This window comes from Streptomyces bungoensis (genome assembly GCF_001514215.1).
GTDB classification, from domain to species: domain Bacteria; phylum Actinomycetota; class Actinomycetes; order Streptomycetales; family Streptomycetaceae; genus Streptomyces; species Streptomyces bungoensis.
The window spans coordinates 252,648-270,214 of the sequence record NZ_KQ948851.1 but is presented as its reverse complement, the minus strand read 5'-3'; the positions used below and the strand labels follow the sequence as shown (position 1 = coordinate 270,214).

The following is a 17,567-nucleotide window of genomic DNA, read 5'->3' as shown; positions in this document are numbered from 1 at the left end:
CGATGACCGGTACCGGCAAGGACACCCTCATATCCCGTCGTTTACCGCACCTCCGGGCGGACTTCACCGCGTCGCTCGTCGTCTTCCTGGTCGCGCTCCCGCTGTGCGTGGGCGTGGCCGTCGCCTCCGGCGTGCCGGCCGAGCTGGGCCTGGTCACCGGCATCGTGGGCGGCGTCGTCACCGGGCTGATGCGCGGCAGCAGCCTGCAGGTGTCCGGGCCGGCCGCCGGACTCACCGTGCTCGTGTTCGACGCGGTGAAGGAGTTCGGGCTGCCGACGCTCGGCGCGATCGTGCTCGCCGCCGGTCTGCTGCAGGTCCTCATGGGCGCGCTGCGGCTCGGCCGGTACTTCCGGGCCATCTCGGTCGCGGTGGTCGAGGGCATGCTGGCCGGAATCGGCCTGGTGCTCATCGCCGGCCAGCTGTATCCGGCCCTGGCGGCCAAGGCCCCCGACTCGGGCCTGGCCAAGATGGCCGGGCTGCCGGGGGCGTTCCTGGACGCCCCCGGCGACGGGACGGCACTCGCCTCGCTCGCGCTGTGCGCGGGCACCGTCGCCGTCCTGGTGCTGTGGAGGCGCGCCCCGGCGAAGATGCGTACGGTGCCCGGCCCGCTGGCCGCCGTCGGCCTGGCCACGGCGGCAGCCCTGGCGCTCGGCCTGCCGGTGGCGACCGTCGAGGTGAAGGGGCTGCTGGGCTCGGTCCAGCCGCCGCCGCTCGGCTCGATCACCGGGCTGGCGTCCCCGGGAGTGCTCGGCACGGTCCTCGCGTTCACGCTGATCGCGTCCGCCGAGTCGCTGTTCAGCGCGGCGGCCGTGGACCGGCTGCACGACGGTCCGCGCACCGCGTACGACCGGGAGCTGATGGCGCAGGGCGCGGGCAACACGGTCTGCGGGCTGCTCGGCGCGCTGCCGATGACCGCGGTGATCGTGCGCAGCGCGGCCAACGTCCAGGCGGGCGCCCGGACGAAGGCCTCCCGGGTCCTGCACGGCGTGTGGCTGCTGCTGTTCGCCGCGCTGCTGCCGGAGGCCCTGGCGTACATCCCGATCCCGGCCCTGGCCGGTGTGCTGATCCACGCCGGGGCCAAGCTGGTGCCGGTCCGGGCGCTGGCCGCGCTGTGGCGCGAGCACCGGGGCGAGGCGCTGATCCTCGGCGTGACGGCCGTGTCGATCGTGGCGGTCAGCATGTTCGAGGGGGTGCTGATCGGGCTCGCGCTGGCGGTCGTGAAGACGGCCTGGGAGGCCTCGCACCTCAAGCTGGAGGTCGTCGACGAGGGCACGGGCCCGGTGGACGCCCGGCTGTCGGGCAACGCGACCTTCCTCAGGCTGCCGAAGATCCTCGACAGCCTGGAGTCGCTGCCCCCGGACCGCCCGGTCCGCCTGGACCTGTCCGGCCTGCACCACCTGGACCACGCCTGCCGCACGGCGCTGGAGAACTGGGCCGAACGGCACAGCGCGACCGCCGCGGAGCCGGTACGCGTGACACCGGGCCCCGGTCCGCTGCGGGTCAAGGCGGCGTGACCGCGCGCCCGCCGGCCCACCGCACCGCCGGTGGGCCGGCGGGCGCCCAGGATTCCGGGCTCCCCCGGCCGTGGCTTCCACCCTCACCCGGGCATATCGTTACAGAAGCAGACGAAAACGGACCTCTGGGCGAGGAGGTCGTCATGGTCCAGGCGCTGGTGGGGGCGATCGTTGCGGTGGTGTGTGTCGGGCTGGTGTGCCTGGCGATGGCCGCCCGTGTGGTCAAGCAGTACGAACGAGGGGTGCTGTTCCGTCTCGGTCGCGTGGCGGGTGAGGTGCGCACACCCGGCCTGACGCTGATCATCCCGTTCGTGGACCGGCTGCAGAAGGTCAACATGCAGATCGTGACGATGCCGATCCCCGCGCAGGAGGGCATCACCCGGGACAACGTCACCGTCCGGGTGGACGCCGTCGTCTACTTCCGGGTGGTCGACGCGGAGAGCGCGCTGATCAAGGTCGAGGACTACAAGTTCGCGGTCTCCCAGATGGCGCAGACCTCGCTGCGTTCGATCATCGGCAAGAGCGAACTGGACGACCTGCTCTCCAACCGCGAGAAGCTCAACGAGGGCCTGGAGCTGATGATCGACAGCCCGGCCGTCGGCTGGGGCATCCAGGTGGACCGGGTGGAGATCAAGGACGTGTCCCTGCCGGACACGATGAAGCGGTCCATGGCCCGGCAGGCCGAGGCCGACCGCGAGCGCCGCGCGCGGATCATCAACGCCGACGCCGAGCTGCAGGCCTCGAAGAAGCTCGCCGAGGCCGCCGCGCAGATGTCCGACCAGCCGGCCGCGCTCCAGCTGCGGCTGCTGCAGACGGTGATGGCGGTGGCGGCCGAGAAGAACTCCACGCTGGTCCTGCCCATCCCGGTGGAGCTGCTGCACTTCCTGGAGCGGGGCGGCGGGCAGCAGCCCGGACCGGACGGTGAGGCGGGGCAGCGGGAACCGGCCGCGCTCACGGAGAACCCTACGGCGAACGCCGGGCAGGCACCGCGGGAACCGGTCGCCGTGACGGAGAACCCCGCGCCGAACGGCGACGGCGGGCCCTTCGCGGGCTAGCGTGCCCGCATGGGCAAGGGCTGGGTGCTGACCGTGGCCGCGATGGCCGTCACAGCGGGGTGCGGGGGCGACGGAGGAGGCTCGTCCCCCACGCCCGCCGGAACCGCCCACCTGACAGTGGCGAGTCCGGCGTACCCGCAGGGTGGCACGATCCCGCGCCGGTACACCTGCGACGGTGAGGGCGTCTCCCCGCCGCTCGCGTTCGCCGGCGTGCCCGCGCACACCGCCGGACTGGCCCTCACCCTGCGGGACCCCGACGCGCCGCACGGCACCTTCACGCACTGGCTGGTGTGGAACATGGGCCCGGGCACCACCGGCCTCACCGCCGGCGCGCACCCGCGCGGCGCGACCGAGGGCCGCAACGGCTTCGAGAAGACCGGCTACGGCGGCCCCTGCCCACCCCGCGGCGACGAGCCGCACCACTACGTCCTCACGGTCTACGCCACCGACCGCCACCTGCACCTCTCCCCCGACACCACCGAGCAGGTCCTGCTGCACGCCCTGGCCGGCCACACCCTCGCCACCGGGTCCCTGACAGGCCGCTACGGCAGGTAGCCGGTGTGGCCGGCCTGCCAGTACGCCTACCAGCGGGCCATGGAGCGCTGCGCGGCCCCGTACGCGAGGCGGACTTCGGCGTGGCGGAGTGCCGCGAGCGGCTGCCGCGGGACGTGAGGCGGGTGCGGCGGGGTACCCGGCGGGCATGCGCGAGCACCTTCGGGTCACCGATTCGTACTGGCTGCGGACCGCCCCCGGGCCGGACCACCCCGTCCTGAGCGGCGACGTCGACGCCGACGTGGCCGTCGTCGGCGCCGGCATGGCCGGGCTGAGCACCGCCCACGAGCTGGCCCGGTCCGGGCTGCGGGTGGTGGTGCTGGAGGCCGGGCGGGCGGCGGCCGGGGTCACCGGGCACACCACCGCCAAGCTGACGGCCCAGCACACCCTCGTCTACGACCGGCTCCGGCGCACCCGCGGCCCCGAGGGCGCGCGGCTGTACGCGCGATCGCAGACGGAGGCGATCGAGCACGCGGCCGCGCTGGTGGCCGAGCTGGGCATCGCCTGCGAGTGGGAGACCCGGGACGCCTGCACCTACGTCCGGGACCCGGAGCGGGCGGACGGGCTGCGGGCCGAGGCGGACGCCGCCCGGGAGGCCGGACTGCCCGCCTCCTTCACCACCGAGACGGGACTGCCGTTCCCGGTGGCGGGGGCGGTACGGGTGACCGGCCAGGCGCAGTTCCATCCGCTGAAGTACCTGCGGGCCCTCACCGCCGACCTGCTCGCCCGCGGCGGGCAGGTGTACGAGCAGACCCGCGTCGTCGGCCTGACCGAGGGCGAGCCGTGCCGGCTGGCCACCGAGGCGGGGCACACCGTGACCGCCCGGGACGTCGTGGTCGCCACCCACTACCCGATCTTCGACCGGGCGCTGCTCTTCTCCCGCCTGTCCCCGCGCCGGGAGCTGGTCGTCGCCGGTCCGCTCGGCCCGGGACCGGACCCGGAGGGCATGTACATCACGCCCGAGGAGAACACCCGCTCGGTGCGCACCGCGCCGTACGGCGCGGACGGGCAGCGGCTGCTCGTCGTCACGGGTGAGCACTTCACCCCGGGCACCGGGGACCCGGCCGCGGGCTTCGACCGGCTCACCGCCTGGGCCGAGCGGCACTTCCCCGGGGTGGCCCTGGAGTACGCGTGGGCCACGCAGGACAACGCGTCCACCGACACCGTGCCGCTGGTCGGCCCGCTGCACCCGGGCGCCCGGCACGCCTGGGTCGCGACCGGCTTCGGCGGCTGGGGGCTGAGCGGCGGCATCATGGCCGGGCTGCTGCTCACCGCGCTGATCACCGGGCAGACCCGTCCGTGGCAGGGGCTGTACGACCCGCGCCGGCTGAAGTCGGTGCTGCGCGAGGCGCCGTCGCTGCTGAGGACCCAGGCGGAGGTGGCCCGGCACTTCGTCGGCGACCGGCTGCGGCCGCCGGGCTCCGTGGACGACCTGGCGCCCGGCGACGGGGCGGTGGTCCGGGCCGGGCACGAGCGCCTCGCCGTGCACCGCGACGAGGAGGGAGAACTGCACGCCGTCTCGGCCCGCTGCACCCACCTGGGCTGCCTGGTCGCCTTCAACCGGGCCGAACGCGCCTGGGAGTGCCCTTGTCACGGCTCCCGCTTCGACGTGGACGGCAGCGTGATCCAGGGCCCGGCGGTGCGGCCGCTGGAGCAGCGGGACCTGTGACGGCCCGGAACGGACCGCCGCCGCGCGGGTGACCGTGCCCACCCGACACGAGTCATACAGACATACAACCGGACGTCTGGTCCTACGTTCGTACGGTGATCCCACCAGTACGCCGTATCGCCGCCGCCTGCGCCCTGGCCGCGACCCTCGCCGCCTGCGGTACGTCGGGCGCCCCCGAACCGGCCCACCACGCCCCCGCCAAGCCCACCGCCTCCCCCTCCCCCACCCGGCCGCCCGTGCTCGCCCCCGGCCCGGGCGGCCTGACCCCCGTCTTCGAGCACGGCCCGCGCACCCTCGGCAAGACCGTCGCCCTGACCTTCGACGCCGACATGACCGCCGACGAGGGGCCCCGTGCCGCCGCCGGGGAGCACTTCGACAACCCGGACCTCATCGGCGCGCTGCGCGCGCTGAAGGTCCCGGCCACGATCTTCATGACCGGCCGCTGGGCCGAGCAGTACCCGGCCCAGGCCCGCTCCCTCGGCCACGACCCGCAGTTCGAGGTCGCCAACCACTCCTACAGCCACTACGCGTTCACCGCCGACTGCTACGGCCTGCCGACGGTCGGCGCGGACCACATGCGCCAGGACGTGGAGCGGGCCTACGCCGCCCTGCGCCAGGCGGGCGTGCCCCGGCCGCTGCCGTACTTCCGCTTCCCCGGCGGCTGCTACGACCGGCAGGCGCTGCGCGCGCTGCAGGGCGTCGGGGTCACCGCCGTCCAGTGGGACGTGATCAGCGGCGACGCCTTCGCCACGGACGCCGACGCCGTCGTCGAACAGGTGCTGAACGGGGTGAAGCCGGGCTCGGTGGTCGTCATGCACTGCACCCGCAGCGCCGCCCCGACGACGGAGCGGGTCGTCCGCGCGGTCGTGCCGGAACTGCGCAAGCGGGGCTACCGCTTCGCGAAGGTGTCCGAGCTGATCGCGGAGACGAACGGCCGTCGCTGAACGGTCCTACGCTGAAGGCATGACGGAGAAGGACGACGAGGACTACTGCATGATCGTCGACGCGGCCCGGCCCCCGAAGGCCGACGGGCCGCCGTACGCCGAGTGTGTGCTGTGCCGTGAGCCCACGGAATACCCGGAGTCGTACAAGGGCGTCACCCTGTGCCCGGTGTGCGAGTGGCAGGAGGCCCAGCGCACGGCGTGCTCGGGGTGAGCGGCGCCGGACCGGCCTACCGGGGTCCCGGCGGCGGCTCGTAGGGTTGACTTCCGTGACCCACGTTCCCGCCACCCCCGCCGACAGCCCGTTCCGCTCCGAGCACGCCCCGCGCGACGCGGCACCGCAGTTCGTTCTGCCGCTCGTCGTACGGATCGAGCGGAGCGCTCCGCCCGCCCGCACCGACGCACTGGAGACCGCCGCCCGAGCCGTGCTCACGCTGCTCGGCGACGAGCGGTCGGCCGGGGACGGCGAGTGGGCCGAGGCCGTGCGCGGCTGGGAGGACGCCCGGATCCGCAAGGTGGTGCGGCGGGCGCGCGGCGCCGAGTGGCGGCGCGCCGAGGCGCTGCCCGGGATCACGGTGACCGGCCGGTCCGCGGAGGTGCGGGTCTTCCCGCCGGTCCCGCTGGACGGCTGGCCCAAGGACCTGGCCAGGCTGCAGGTCTCCGGCACGGAGCTGGACGACCCCGAGCCGCCCGCCGGCGCCGACCCGGCCGCGCCGGTGCTGTGGCTGAACCCGGGGCTGACGATGACGGCCGGCAAGTCCATGGCGCAGGCCGGTCACGGCGCCCAACTGGCCTGGTGGGCACTGTCCGAGGAGGCGCGCACCGCCTGGCGGAAGGCGGGCTTCCCGCTCGCCGTACGCACCGCCGCCCCTGCCCGATGGGCCGAACTGACGGGCGCCGGACTGCCGTTGGTCCGGGACGCCGGCTTCACGGAGATCGCACCGGGGACCACCGTCGCGGTGGAGGGCGGTGGGCAGTTCGCTTCTCTGCCCCGTCGGGGGCGCCCGTAGCCGCCGGCCGTCCGTCAGCCGTGGCCCTTCCCCTTCTGCGGAGCGCCGTGGTGCGGGCCTCCGTGGGGGGCGGCGTGACGCGGGCGGCCGTCCGTGCCGGCGGGGCGGTGCGGGGACGGCTTGCGGTGCTCGGCGCCGTGGCGTCCGGCCGGTGCCCGATACGTGGAGTCCGGCGTGCCAGGAGAGTTCACGCGCTGGACGGCGGGCTCCGCGTGGGAGCCGCTCGACCCGGCCGCCGGATCCGACACGTCGACGGTCCCGGAGGAGGGCTGAGCCCGCAGGGGCCGGACCGGCGAGACCGTACCGGGCCTGCTGCCGGTGGCCGCCGGGGACGAGGGCGCGGCGGCGCGGTCGTCGCCGGCTCCGCTGGTGCGCGGGGCCACGGCCAGGGTCGTGCCCAGGGCCACGGAGAGCGCGGCCAGGGCGGTGCCGACGGCCAGGCGACGGCTCGGGCGGGCGTTGCCCGGGACGCCGGTCCGGGCGGCCGGCGCCTCCTGCGTCCGTACGGGGTCGTCCGCCTCATGACGAGCGGCACGGGCGCGCGGAACGCGGGCTTCGGCGGGTGCCGGGAGCTGCTGCAGCGCGTGCGCGCCGTCCGCGGAGCACAGGCGGGCAAGCTCCCTCGCACACTGCCCGGCGTCCGGGCGCGCCTCGGGATCCCGGGCGGTCATGGCCCCGAGCAGGGCCGCCAGGTCCGGGGACAGCCACGCCGGGACCGTGGGCGGGCGGTGGAGCCGGGCGACCGCCACTTCCACCGCGGTGCCCTGGTACTCCAGTTCCCCCTTCAGGCACTCCAGCAGCACCAGGCCGAGCGCGTAGACGTCGGCGGCCGGCCCGACCCGCCCGCCCTCGACCTGCTCGGGCGCCAGATAGGCGGCGGTGCCTATCAGCACGTCAGGTGCCGTGTGGACGGTGGTGTTCGCCACCCGGGCGATGCCGAAGTCGGCCAGATGGGGGGCGCCGGCCGGGTCGACGAGGACGTTCGACGGCTTGACGTCGCGGTGCACGATGCCGGCCCGGTGGACGTGCGCGAGCGCCCCGGCGAGGGCGGCGCCCAGTTCGGCCACGCGCCGCTCGGGCAGCGTTCCGCCCGCCAGGAGGCTGCGCAGCGTGGGCCCGTCGACCAGCTGCATGACCAGGTAGGTGCGGTCCTCGTACCGGCCGACGTCGTAGACGGTGACCAGGCCGGGGTGCTGCAGACGCGCGAGCAGCACGGCCTCCGCGGCGAGCCGGTCCTCGCAGTGCGCGTCGGGCCCCGGCCGGAAGACCTTGACGGCGACGGGCCGCCGAAGCCGCGTGTCGACCCCGTCGTAGACGTCGGCCATGCCTCCCGAGCCGATCCGCGCGCCCAACCGGTAGCGGCCGGCGAGGACATGAGCGGACAGCGGATCCGCTGAAGCTTGCGCGGGAGCCGGCGGGGCTGCTGATCGCGGGGCCTTCATCTACATCTCCGTTGCTGTCACCTCGTACCGGACTCGGCCAGGGGCCGTACTCGAAGCCGGGTACCCGAGCCCGCGCCAGGCATCCGTTCGAGTCGGTGCCCGGATGAATCGGGGCTCGGCCGCGTCCCCGGGGCCGCCCGGTCCGCGCTGTCGGCCCACGCCCTCAGGCCAGCAGGTCCAGCACCCGGCCGGCCTGCCTCTCCGCGGTTCCCGGCGGATTCCCGGGGTGGTCCGGGTCGTCGGCCGCCAGCAGGAACAACCAGACCAGAGCAACCAGCCGGCGGCACTCGCGCAACCGGGCCGCCTCCACGGGCGAGAGGTCGAACCGGTCCAGGAACGCGGGGACGTCCAGCGGGCCGTCCACCCAGCTGCCCACGTGCTCGGTGATCTCCGCCAGCTCGAAGGCGCGGTCGCTGCGGCCGGACTCCTCGAAGTCGACGATCCGGACCCGGCGGCCGTCCCAAAGGTAGTTCGCGAGATTGCCGTCGCCGGGACCGAAGACCGGCGGCACGCCCCACGCCCCGTCGGCTTCCAGACCGGATGCGGCCAGCCAGGCCAGACCTGCGTCCATGGCCTGCCGCACCGGACCCTCGGCCGCGGGGCGAGCCGTCCCCGCCCACGCACGCAGGTGCCCGACGAGCTCGGCCTGGTGCCCGGGCCGGAGAGGGACCCCGTCCAGGACGTGGGACGGCAGCGCCGCGTGCACGGCGGCCACCGCCTCGGCCAGGGCGTCGATCTGCTCGCCGCTCAGCGCTGCTCCCCGCAGGGGCTTCCCGTCGAGCCGGGACATGACCACGACCGGCTCGGACGCCGCGAGACCGGCCTGAAGCGGCTCGGGGGCCAGCCCGGGAGCATGCCGGGCCAGCAAGGTCAGGGCCCGCCACTCACGCGCGGCGCGGCCACCGTCCCCGTGCGGGAACCGCTTGACCACCCGCCCGCCGGTCGACTCGACCGCATGCCTGCCCCAGCTTCCAGACCCCATGAGCAGGCATCCTGCCAGGAGTTGCCCGTGCGCCTGCCCGGATGCGCACCCGGGCGAAGCTCAAATGTTGCTCTGAACGCCGCACCGGGACGGTTCGCGGCGGGCCGCCGGGGCCATACCCCCCTCATTCGAGGAGGGGGTGGAGTCATGCGGCGACTGGGGACGGGGATCGGCTGGCGGCCGGAGATCGCGGACGCCGTGGAGGGCATGCCGGGGATCGACTGGGTGGAGGTCGTGGCGGAGAACGTGTGCCCGGGACACCTGCCCGAGTCGCTGCTGCGGCTGCGCGAGCGCGGGGTGACCGTGATCCCGCACGGCGTCTCGCTCGGCCTCGGCGGCGCGGAGCGGCCCGACGAGGGGCGGCTGGCGGCGCTCGCCGAGCGGGTGGAGGCGCTCGGGGCACCGCTGGTCACGGAGCACGTCGCGTTCGTCCGGGCGGGCGGCGCCCTCACCGCCTCGCCGCGCCTGGAGGCCGGCCACCTGCTGCCGGTGCCGCGCACCCGGGACGCGCTCGAGGTGCTCTGCGAGAACGTCCGGATCGCCCAGCGGGCGCTGCCGGTGCCGCTGGCCCTGGAGAACATCGCCGCGCTGTTCTCCTGGCCGGGTGAGGAGCTGACCGAGGCTCAGTTCCTGTCCGAGCTGGTCGAGCGGACCGGGGTGCGGCTGCTCGTCGACGTGGCCAACCTGCACACCAACCACGTCAACCGGGGCGAGGACCCGGCCGAGGCGCTGGCCGGGCTGCCGCTGGAAGCGCTCGCCTACGTCCATGTCGCCGGCGGCTTCGAGCGGGACGGCGTCTGGCACGACAGCCACGCGCACCCCGTCCCGCGCCCCGTCCTGGACGTCCTGACCGGCCTGGCGTCCCGCGTGGCGCCGCCCGGCGTGCTGCTGGAACGGGACGAGAACTTCCCCGGGCCCGCCGAGCTGGAGCGCGAGCTGGACGAGATCCGGGCGGCCGTCGCGGCGGGACGGCCGCCCGGCGACGGCGGTACGGCGACGGGGACGGCGGCCGGCACGGCCGGCCCCGCCGACAGCGCCGCCCCCGCCCGGCCCGGCGCCCGGCAGCGCGTCGCGGTCGCCCAGGCCGCCGCGCTGTCCTGCCTGGTGGCCGGGACGCCGGTGCCGGAAGGGTTCGACCGGGTCCGGATGGGCGTGCAGGCCCGGGCGCTGGCCGCCAAGCGGGCGAGCGTGGTGGCCAAGGTGGCGCCCGAGCTGCCGGTGATCCTCGGCGAGGGTTACCGGGAGGCGTTCCTCGCGTACGCGCGCACCCGCCCGATGACCGACGGGTACCGCCGCGACGCCCTGGACTTCGCCGGCCACCTCCTCAAGCTCGGCCGGCCGGCCGGCGCCCGGGCCCGCAGGCAGCTGCGCACCTGGTGGCTCGACCGCTCGGGACCGGCCCCCCGCTCCCCCGGCCTGCGGGCCCGGGCCCGCGTCCTGATCGGCAGAGCCTGACCGGCCGGGGGGAACGACGGCACGGCGCCCCCAGTAATATGCCAAGCCCGCACCCGAAGCCCCGGTGCGCGCAGGAGGCACCATGCGACCGCGACCCCCCGTCAAGGGCCGAGGCATGTTCAACGGCACCGGACTGATCATCGCGGGCCTCGCGGCGACAGCCGCGGCGCTGCTCTTCCCGATCCTGTCCTACGCCGACCGGCCGGCCGACGCGGCGAGCGCGAGCCTGCTCAGCGCGCAGACCGTGACGACCCCGTACGGCCCGCTGTCCGCACAGGACCGGGACTTCGTCACCAAGGTGCGGCTGGCCGGCCTGTGGGAGCTCCCGGCGGGGGAGATGGCGGAGCGGAAGGGCACCACCCAGGCCGTACGGGACGCGGGCCGCCATCTCGTCGACGGACACACCTCCCTCGACTCCCACGACCGCACCGTCGCCACGCAGCTGGGCGTGCCCCTGCCCAACGAGCCCAACGCCCAGCAGAAGCAGTGGCTGGCCACCCTGCGGGCGGCGCGGGGCCAGGAGTTCGACCGCCGGTTCGCGGGCATCCTGCGGCTCGCCCACGGCCGCGTGTTCTCGCTGGTCGCCCAGGTCCGCGCCGGCACCCAGAACGCGCTGGTCCGCGATCTGGCCGACGACGCGAACACCACCGTGCTGGACCACATCAAGGTCCTGGAGGCGACCGGGTACGTCGACTTCTCCGCGCTGGCCCGGGACCTGGCCGCCTCCCCCTCCGCCGTGCCGGACCCCCCGTCGGTCGACCCGTCCGCCGCGGTCCCGGTCGAGCCCTCGCCGTCCGCGACGTACCCGCTGCCGCCCGCCGCCTCCACCCCGCCGCCGTCGGCCGCACGCTGACCTGCGGAGAAAACGGAACGTCACCTACCTGCAACAGTCGGTCCGGATGGTGAACAGGGCATGGCGCTCTCCCAGACCCCTGGCATAGAAAAACGTCATGTTCTGGGTCCTCCTGCTGCTCCTGGCCTGGGCGTTCGCCGGCACCGCGTGCACCCGGCTGTGCCTGGCCGCCGTACGCGCCGCGGCCGCCGACTCCGCACGAGCCGGCGCGGACGCCGGCGCCGCGACGCACCGGGAGCGCGATCTGACGCTGTACGAGGCGGCGTTCCTGTCCGGCGGTCCGCGCCGGGTCGCCGACGTGACGATGGTCTCCATGGCCCGGCAGCGGCGGCTGCTGCTCGCACACACCGGCTGGGCCACGGTCGTGGACCCGCGGGGGCGCGACGAGATGGAGCGGTCCGTCATAGGGGCCATCGGTCCGGAGGGGCAGTCCCGCATCGCGCCGGTGCGGGCCGCCGCGGCCGGCGCCGAGGCGGTACGGCGGCTCGCCGACGGGCTGGTGCGCGCCGGGCTCGCGGTGCCCGACGGGGCGCGGACGACGGTGGCGGACGGGGTCCGCGGGGTGCGGGCCGCCGCGCTGGCCGTGTGCGCGCTGGGCCTGACCGCGCTGCTGCTGCCCGCCCCGACCGGGCTGCCGCGCCTGCTGGTCGCCCTGTGGTTCGCGCTGCCCCTCGCCCTCACCCTGAGCTGCCTGGTGATCGCCCGGGCCGAGGTGCACCCGTACTCCCGCTGGGCCTCCCCGGCCGGGCAGCGGCTGCTGGGCGCGCTGCACCGGGGGCCGGCCGGCGACGGCGACGAGCGGACCTTCCTCACCTCCGTCGCCGTCCGGGGCGTCCGCGCCATCGGCGAGCCGGAGCTGCGCGCGGCCTTCACGCACCGCGACCGGCCCGGGCGGGAGTGACCCTGCGCCGGGGGCGCACGGAGGCATTGGCGGCGACACCGCGGGGCGGTGCTTGCCTTCGCCCGAAGGGAGACGAAACATCCCTTCTGTGATCGCCGGGCGTGGCAGCCGTGCCAGCGCCGCCGCGCACCGAAGGGATACGCGATGAGAGCTGCCGCCCTGTACTCGGCCGTCGGGTCCTTGCTGCTGACCACCCTGGCCGCGGCCCCGGCGGGCGGTGCGCCCGGTGGCCCGGCGGCGCCCGCCGCCCCGGGCGCGGCCGAGCTGCGCGGCACCGCCGTGGCCGCCGCGCGGGCCAGGGCGGCCGGTGTCCGCTTCGGCGCATGCGCGGCGATCCCGCAGGCGCCGGCCGGTCTGCGGTGCGGCACGGTGGAGGTCCCGCTGGACTACGCGCACCCCGACGGCACCCGGATCCGGCTGACCGTCAGCCGGATGCGGGCCACGCAGCAGGACCCGCAGAACAGCAAGCGGAAGGTGCCCCGGCAGGGTGCGCTGGTCTACAACCCGGGCGGCCCCGGCGGCTCCGGGATGCGCTTCCCACTCGTCGCGAAGCTGCCCGCGTGGAAGCGGATCGCCGCCGCGTACGACCTGGTCGGCTACGCACCGCGCGGAGTGGGCGGCTCGGCGCCGCTGTCCTGCATGGACCCCGCGCAGTTCGTCGAGGCGCCCACCGAGTCGCCGGAGCACCCCTCGGAGGCGTACAAGCAGCAGCGCATCGCCCGGGCGAAGGCGTACGCGCGGGGCTGCGCCGAACGGTCGGGGAGCAGGCTGAGGTTCTACACCTCGCTCGACAACGCCCGCGACCTGGACGTCCTGCGGGCGGCGCTGGGCGAGGACCGGCTGACCTTCATGGGCGCGTCGTACGGCACCTACTTCGGCGCGGTGTACGCGACGCTGTTCCCCTCGCACGTGCGGCGGATGGTGCTGGACTCGGTGGTCGACCCGGACCCGCAGAAGGTCTGGTACCGCAACAACCTGGAGCAGTCGGCCGCGTTCGAGGACCGCTGGGCGGACTTCCGGGACTGGATCGCCCGGCACGACGACGTGTACCGGCTGGGCGGCACCCCGCAGGCGGTGCAGCGCGGCTACGACACGGCGCGCGGCCGGCTGGCCGCGAAGCCGGCGGGCGGGAAGGTGGGCCCGGGCGAGCTGCAGTCCGCGTTCCTCACCGCCGGGTACGACGACGTGTTCTGGCCGGGCCGCGCCGCCGCGCTGTCGGCCTACCTGCGCGGCGACGAAAAGCCACTGGTGCGGCTGGCCGCGCCGAACGCGCAGACGGCCGCCCAGGCGGAGAACGGCAACGCGGTGTACACGGCCGTCGAGTGCAACGACGCGCCCTGGCCGACGGACTGGACGGTGTGGGACCGCGACAACACCAGCCTCGCGCGCGTGGCGCCCTTCGAGACGTGGGACAACGCGTGGATGAACCTGCCGTGCGCGTACTGGCCGGCGCCCCGCCAGCGGCCGCTGGACGTGCGGACCGGCCCCGGTGAGCTGCCGCCGGTGCTGATCCTGGCGGCGGAGCGGGACGCGGCCACGCCGTACGCGGGCGCGCTGGAGATGCGCCGGCGCCTGTCCGGCTCGGTGCTGGTGACCGAGCGGGACGCGGGCTCGCACGGCATCGGGGGCGGCCCCAACCGCTGCGTCAACGCCCACCTGGACGCCTACCTGCTGGAGGGCCGCCTTCCGGAGCAGCACGCCGCCTGCGCGCCGCACCCGGAACCGCAGCCCCAGCCCCCGGCCACCGGATCCGCCGACCGGCAGGTCCTGCGGGACGCCCTGAAGGGCAAGGGGGCCTAGGCGGGCGTGGCTAGGCCAGCCCGGCGACCAGATCGGCGACCGACTTGCGGCGGCCGGTGAAGAAGGGGACCTCCTCGCGGACGTGCATCCGCGCCTCGGAGCCGCGCAGGTGGCGCATGAGGTCGACGATGCGGTGCAGCTCGTCGGCCTCGAAGGCGAGGAGCCACTCGTAGTCGCCGAGGGAGAAGGACGCGACCGTGTTCGCGCGGACGTCCGGGAAGCCGCGGGCCATCTTGCCGTGGTCGGCGAGCATGCGGCGGCGGTCCTCGTCGGCCAGCAGGTACCACTCGTAGGAGCGCACGAACGGGTAGACGCTGACGTAGTTGCGCGGCGTCTCGTCGGCGAGGAACGCCGGGATGTGCGAGCGGTTGAACTCCGCGGGGCGGTGCAGCGCCATGTTCGACCACACCGGTTCCAGCGCGCGGCCGAGCTTCGTGCGGCGGAAGAGGTTGTACGCCTCCTGGAGCTGGTCGCTGGTCTCGGCGTGCCACCAGATCATGAGGTCGGCGTCGGCGCGCAGGCCGGAGAGGTCGTAGGTGCCGCGGATCGTCACGTCCTTCGCGGCGAGCTGGTCGAACAGCTCCTGGACCTCGTCGGCGTACCCCGCGCGGTCCTCGGGGAGCACGTCCTTCAGCTTGAAGACGGACCACAGTGTGTAGCGGATGACCTCGTTGAGGTCCTTGGCCAGCTTGCCCTTGTTCGGGATCCTGCCGGACTCGGTGGTGGGAGCGTCGTCACTCATGGCACCTATTCTCCCGCTCCGCCGTGCAGGCTCTGCACCGGGTGGGCCGTCAGTTCCGCCACACCGCGCAGGTCGCCGCCCAGCTGGTCGACGGCCGCGTGGGCGCTCGCGACGCAGGCCGGGATGCCGACGCCGTCGTAGGGCGCGCCGCACACCGCGAGGCCGGGCAGCTTGGCCAGGTGCTCGCGGATGCGCCGCACGCGCGCGTGGTGGCCCACCGGGTACTGCGGCAGTCCGTCGGTCCAGCGGGTGACCCGGCTCGCCAGGGGTACGGCGTCCAGCCCGGTGGCCTCGCGCAGGTCATGCCGGGAGACCTCCACCAGGTCGGCGTCCTCGCGGCCGAGGATCTCCGTCTCGCCGTGGCGGCCGACGGAGGTGCGCAGCACGACCACGTCCGGGTCCTCCTCGGCGATCCAGCCCCACTTGCGGGAGGCGAAGGTGGACGCCTTGATGGTGTGGCCGTCGACGGGCGGGACGAGGAAGCCGCTGCCCTCGGGGAGGGCGAGGCCGGCGCGCCGGTAGGCGAGGGTGACCAGGGCCATGGAGGCGTACTCGACGGCGGCGAGCTCGGCCGCGGCGGCCGGTGCCTCGGCGGTGAGGAGCCGGGCGGCGACGGGTGCGGGGACGGCGACGACCACCGCGTCGGCGTGCAGCACCCGCTCGCCGGCGACGACGCGCCAGGCCGTGTCGCCGGTGCGGGCGCCGGCGGACCCGGGGGGTGCCGTCCTCCTCAGCTCCGTCACCGGGGCGCCGGTGAGGATCTCGCCGCCGAGCGCCCGGACCGACTCGGCGACCGCGAGCGGCAGCCGGCCCACGCCGCCCTCGATGCCCATGAAGACCGGGCCGGTCTGCCGCGCCGCGGCGGCCCGGGCCTGGATGTCGCGGACCGCCGCGGTGAGGGAGGCGTGGGTGCGGGCGGCCTCGAAGAGCTGGGGGACGGCCGAGCGCATCGAGATGCGGTACGCGTCGCCGGCGTAGACCCCGCCCAGCAGGGGCTCGACGAGGCGGTCGACGACCTCCCGGCCGAGCCGCGCCGCCACGTACTCCCCCACGGCCACGTCGTCGCCGATCTCGGTGCGGGGCAGTTCGGCGTCGCGCCCGACGCGGGCGAGGCCCTCGTCCGACAGGACGCCGGCGAGCGCGGCGGCGGTGCCGGGGACCCCCATCACATGTCCCTTGGGCATCGGGCGCAGGGCGCCCCGGGTCCAGATCGAGGCCGCCGCGGTGGCCGGCGGCTGCAACCGCGCGGCGAGGCCCGCCTCGCGCGCGAGCGTCACGGCCTCGGGGCGGCGGGCGAGCATCGACTCGGCGCCCAGGTCCACCCGGACGCCGGCGATCTCGCCGGGCAGCAGCTTGCCGCCCACCCGCCCGGACGCCTCGAGGACGGTGACGCGCGTCCCGCTCAGCGCCAGCCGGTGGGCGGCGGCCAGGCCCGCGATCCCGGCTCCTACGACGACGACATGCCCCGTGCCCGTACCCGTTGCGCTCATGACCCCCACTCTCTCAGACCGCCCTGACTCTCCCACCGGGCCATACGGCCCTGAACGGTGCCCCGCCCGGTGTCCGGACCGTGACCGCATCGGGATCCCATCGGGACCGCGGCCGTCCAACGTTTCCGCCCTCCGCGCCGTCGAAGGAACATCACACGTCACCGTCCCCGGGGGTACCGCCCATGCGCACACCACGAATCACCCGGCCCGTCCCGGCCCTGGCCGGGGTCCTGCTCGCCGCCTGTCTCGCGCTCGCCGGGTGCAGCGCCGGGGGCGACTCGGGCGAGGGCTCGTCGAAGTCCGCCGCGGACGGCGCGGCGCAGCAGCAGCCGGGCGCCGGCGGCGCCAAGGCGGGCGACGCGAAGTCCGTCCGCCGGGCGCCCCGGCTCAGCCCGAGCGCGATCATCCGCACCGCCTCCCTGACCGTCGAGGTCAAGGACGTGCCCAAGGCCCTCGACGAGGCCCGCAGGACCGCCGAGCACGCGGGCGGCTACGTCGGGAACGAGACCACCGGCCGGGACGAGGACGGCCACGAGCACACCCGGGTGGTGCTGCGCGTGCCCACCGCCCACTACGACGACGTCCTGACCGGTCTGGAGGGCACGGGCCGGCTCGTCGAGCGGACCGCGAAGGCCGAGGACGTCACCGACCAGGTCGTGGACGTCGGCAGCCGGGTCCGGTCCCAGCGGGCGAGCGTGGCCCGGATCCGCGACCTGATGGACCGGGCGACCAAGCTGAGCGACGTGGTCGGCCTGGAGGGGGAGCTGAGCAGCCGGGAGGCGGACCTGGAGGCGCTGCTGGCCCAGCAGGCCTCGCTGAAGGACCGCACGAGCCTCGCGACCATCACGCTGTCGCTGTCCGAGACCCCGGTGCACCGGGCCGCCGCCGACGACTCCCCGGGCTTCGTCGACGCCCTGTCGGGCGGCTGGCACGCGTTCCTCGCGATGCTGCGCTGGATCGCCCTGGTCCTCGGAGCCGTGCTGCCGTTCGCCGCGCTCGCGGCCGTGCTGGCGCTGCTGTGGGTCCGGGTCGTCCGCCCGCGCCTGACGCGCCGCCCGCGGCCCGCGGCGGCGCCGGCGGGCTCGCTGCCGCACGCGCGCCCGGTGCCGGACTCCCCCGCCGAGCCCGGCCGCGACTGAAGTCCCCCGGCCCCGTAGCGTG

General features: G+C 75.5%; 16 protein-coding genes. 12 read left to right on the top strand and 4 right to left on the bottom strand.

The window, feature by feature from the left end; all coding sequences use genetic code 11:
- The first annotated feature begins 2 nt into the window (after nucleotides 1–2).
- The 7 genes from AQJ66_RS01025 to AQJ66_RS00995 all read left to right on the top strand — a co-directional run bounded on the left by AQJ66_RS01025 (nucleotide 3) and on the right by AQJ66_RS00995 (nucleotide 6,741).
- Nucleotides 3–1,514 carry a SulP family inorganic anion transporter gene (locus AQJ66_RS01025; RefSeq protein ID WP_061914934.1) on the top strand — a complete coding sequence of 504 codons (1,512 nt, stop codon included), beginning with the start codon at nucleotides 3–5 and terminating at the stop codon, nucleotides 1,512–1,514.
- 143 nt (nucleotides 1,515–1,657) lie between these two features.
- Entirely contained in the window at nucleotides 1,658–2,569 is a 912-nt protein-coding gene (locus AQJ66_RS01020) for a slipin family protein (RefSeq protein ID WP_061914932.1), read from the top strand.
- A 9-nt stretch (nucleotides 2,570–2,578) separates the two neighbouring features.
- Nucleotides 2,579–3,124, top strand: coding sequence for a YbhB/YbcL family Raf kinase inhibitor-like protein (locus tag AQJ66_RS01015; RefSeq protein WP_061914930.1), 546 nt, complete (start codon nucleotides 2,579–2,581; stop codon nucleotides 3,122–3,124).
- A 145-nt stretch (nucleotides 3,125–3,269) separates the two neighbouring features.
- On the top strand, nucleotides 3,270–4,790 hold the full coding sequence (locus AQJ66_RS01010) for an FAD-dependent oxidoreductase (protein WP_061914927.1): 1,521 nt from the start codon (nucleotides 3,270–3,272) through the stop codon (nucleotides 4,788–4,790).
- A gap of 95 nt (nucleotides 4,791–4,885) precedes the next feature.
- Complete coding sequence (locus AQJ66_RS01005) at nucleotides 4,886–5,734, top strand: polysaccharide deacetylase family protein (protein ID WP_061914925.1); 849 nt, start codon at nucleotides 4,886–4,888, stop codon at nucleotides 5,732–5,734.
- Between the two features lie 19 nt (nucleotides 5,735–5,753).
- A complete protein-coding gene (locus AQJ66_RS01000; protein ID WP_061914922.1) occupies nucleotides 5,754–5,945 on the top strand; it encodes a hypothetical protein in 192 nt (63 codons plus the stop codon).
- A 55-nt stretch (nucleotides 5,946–6,000) separates the two neighbouring features.
- Nucleotides 6,001–6,741, top strand: coding sequence for a peptidyl-tRNA hydrolase (locus AQJ66_RS00995; RefSeq protein WP_061914919.1), 741 nt, complete (start codon nucleotides 6,001–6,003; stop codon nucleotides 6,739–6,741).
- Between the two features lie 14 nt (nucleotides 6,742–6,755).
- Here the strand turns inward: AQJ66_RS00995 and AQJ66_RS00990 are convergent, their stop codons facing one another.
- The gene (locus AQJ66_RS00990) at nucleotides 6,756–8,093 is read right to left on the bottom strand and encodes a serine/threonine-protein kinase (protein ID WP_279617305.1); all 1,338 of its coding nucleotides are present in this window, start codon (nucleotides 8,091–8,093) and stop codon (nucleotides 6,756–6,758) included.
- 253 nt (nucleotides 8,094–8,346) lie between these two features.
- A complete protein-coding gene (locus AQJ66_RS36780) occupies nucleotides 8,347–9,165 on the bottom strand; it encodes a phosphotransferase family protein (RefSeq protein ID WP_079060006.1) in 819 nt (272 codons plus the stop codon).
- Between the two features lie 147 nt (nucleotides 9,166–9,312).
- Between AQJ66_RS36780 and AQJ66_RS00980 the strand changes: the two genes are divergently transcribed.
- From AQJ66_RS00980 to AQJ66_RS00965, 4 genes are all read left to right on the top strand, one after another.
- Entirely contained in the window at nucleotides 9,313–10,620 is a 1,308-nt protein-coding gene (locus AQJ66_RS00980) for an MbnB/TglH/ChrH family RiPP precursor modification enzyme (RefSeq protein WP_061914916.1), read from the top strand.
- Between the two features lie 82 nt (nucleotides 10,621–10,702).
- Nucleotides 10,703–11,473 carry a DUF4142 domain-containing protein gene (locus AQJ66_RS00975; RefSeq protein WP_061914914.1) on the top strand — a complete coding sequence of 257 codons (771 nt, stop codon included), beginning with the start codon at nucleotides 10,703–10,705 and terminating at the stop codon, nucleotides 11,471–11,473.
- A gap of 97 nt (nucleotides 11,474–11,570) precedes the next feature.
- Nucleotides 11,571–12,374, top strand: a complete 804-nt coding sequence (locus AQJ66_RS00970; protein ID WP_061914911.1) for a TIGR04222 domain-containing membrane protein — start codon at nucleotides 11,571–11,573, stop codon at nucleotides 12,372–12,374.
- 144 nt (nucleotides 12,375–12,518) lie between these two features.
- Complete coding sequence (locus AQJ66_RS00965) at nucleotides 12,519–14,174, top strand: alpha/beta hydrolase (RefSeq protein WP_061914908.1); 1,656 nt, start codon at nucleotides 12,519–12,521, stop codon at nucleotides 14,172–14,174.
- A gap of 10 nt (nucleotides 14,175–14,184) precedes the next feature.
- Here AQJ66_RS00965 and hemQ read toward each other — a convergent pair whose 3' ends face one another.
- Nucleotides 14,185–14,916 (bottom strand): hydrogen peroxide-dependent heme synthase, encoded by a 732-nt coding sequence (gene hemQ, locus AQJ66_RS00960; protein ID WP_061914906.1) that lies wholly within the window; start codon nucleotides 14,914–14,916, stop codon nucleotides 14,185–14,187.
- Nucleotides 14,917–14,921: 5 nt separating this feature from the next.
- Nucleotides 14,922–16,406, bottom strand: a complete 1,485-nt coding sequence (gene hemG / locus AQJ66_RS00955) for a protoporphyrinogen oxidase (protein WP_061914903.1) — start codon at nucleotides 16,404–16,406, stop codon at nucleotides 14,922–14,924.
- Nucleotides 16,407–16,588: 182 nt separating this feature from the next.
- On the opposite strand from hemG, the gene AQJ66_RS00950 reads away from it, so the two are divergent.
- Nucleotides 16,589–17,545: a DUF4349 domain-containing protein gene (locus AQJ66_RS00950; protein WP_061914900.1), complete on the top strand. Its 957-nt coding sequence runs from the start codon at nucleotides 16,589–16,591 to the stop codon at nucleotides 17,543–17,545.
- Nucleotides 17,546–17,567 lie beyond the last annotated feature (22 nt).

Coding starts and splice junctions, on each gene's coding strand:
- AQJ66_RS01015 (WP_061914930.1), top strand. CDS start 2,579: ATGGGCAAGGGCTGGGTGCTGACCGTGGCCGCGATGGCCGTCACAGCG.
- hemQ (WP_061914906.1), bottom strand. CDS start 14,916: ATGAGTGACGACGCTCCCACCACCGAGTCCGGCAGGATCCCGAACAAG.
- AQJ66_RS00975 (WP_061914914.1), top strand. CDS start 10,703: ATGCGACCGCGACCCCCCGTCAAGGGCCGAGGCATGTTCAACGGCACC.
- AQJ66_RS01020 (WP_061914932.1), top strand. CDS start 1,658: ATGGTCCAGGCGCTGGTGGGGGCGATCGTTGCGGTGGTGTGTGTCGGG.
- AQJ66_RS36780 (WP_079060006.1), bottom strand. CDS start 9,165: ATGGGGTCTGGAAGCTGGGGCAGGCATGCGGTCGAGTCGACCGGCGGG.
- AQJ66_RS01000 (WP_061914922.1), top strand. CDS start 5,754: ATGACGGAGAAGGACGACGAGGACTACTGCATGATCGTCGACGCGGCC.
- AQJ66_RS00950 (WP_061914900.1), top strand. CDS start 16,589: ATGCGCACACCACGAATCACCCGGCCCGTCCCGGCCCTGGCCGGGGTC.
- AQJ66_RS01010 (WP_061914927.1), top strand. CDS start 3,270: ATGCGCGAGCACCTTCGGGTCACCGATTCGTACTGGCTGCGGACCGCC.
- AQJ66_RS01025 (WP_061914934.1), top strand. CDS start 3: ATGACCGGTACCGGCAAGGACACCCTCATATCCCGTCGTTTACCGCAC.
- AQJ66_RS00965 (WP_061914908.1), top strand. CDS start 12,519: ATGAGAGCTGCCGCCCTGTACTCGGCCGTCGGGTCCTTGCTGCTGACC.
- AQJ66_RS00980 (WP_061914916.1), top strand. CDS start 9,313: ATGCGGCGACTGGGGACGGGGATCGGCTGGCGGCCGGAGATCGCGGAC.
- AQJ66_RS00970 (WP_061914911.1), top strand. CDS start 11,571: ATGTTCTGGGTCCTCCTGCTGCTCCTGGCCTGGGCGTTCGCCGGCACC.
- hemG (WP_061914903.1), bottom strand. CDS start 16,406: ATGAGCGCAACGGGTACGGGCACGGGGCATGTCGTCGTCGTAGGAGCC.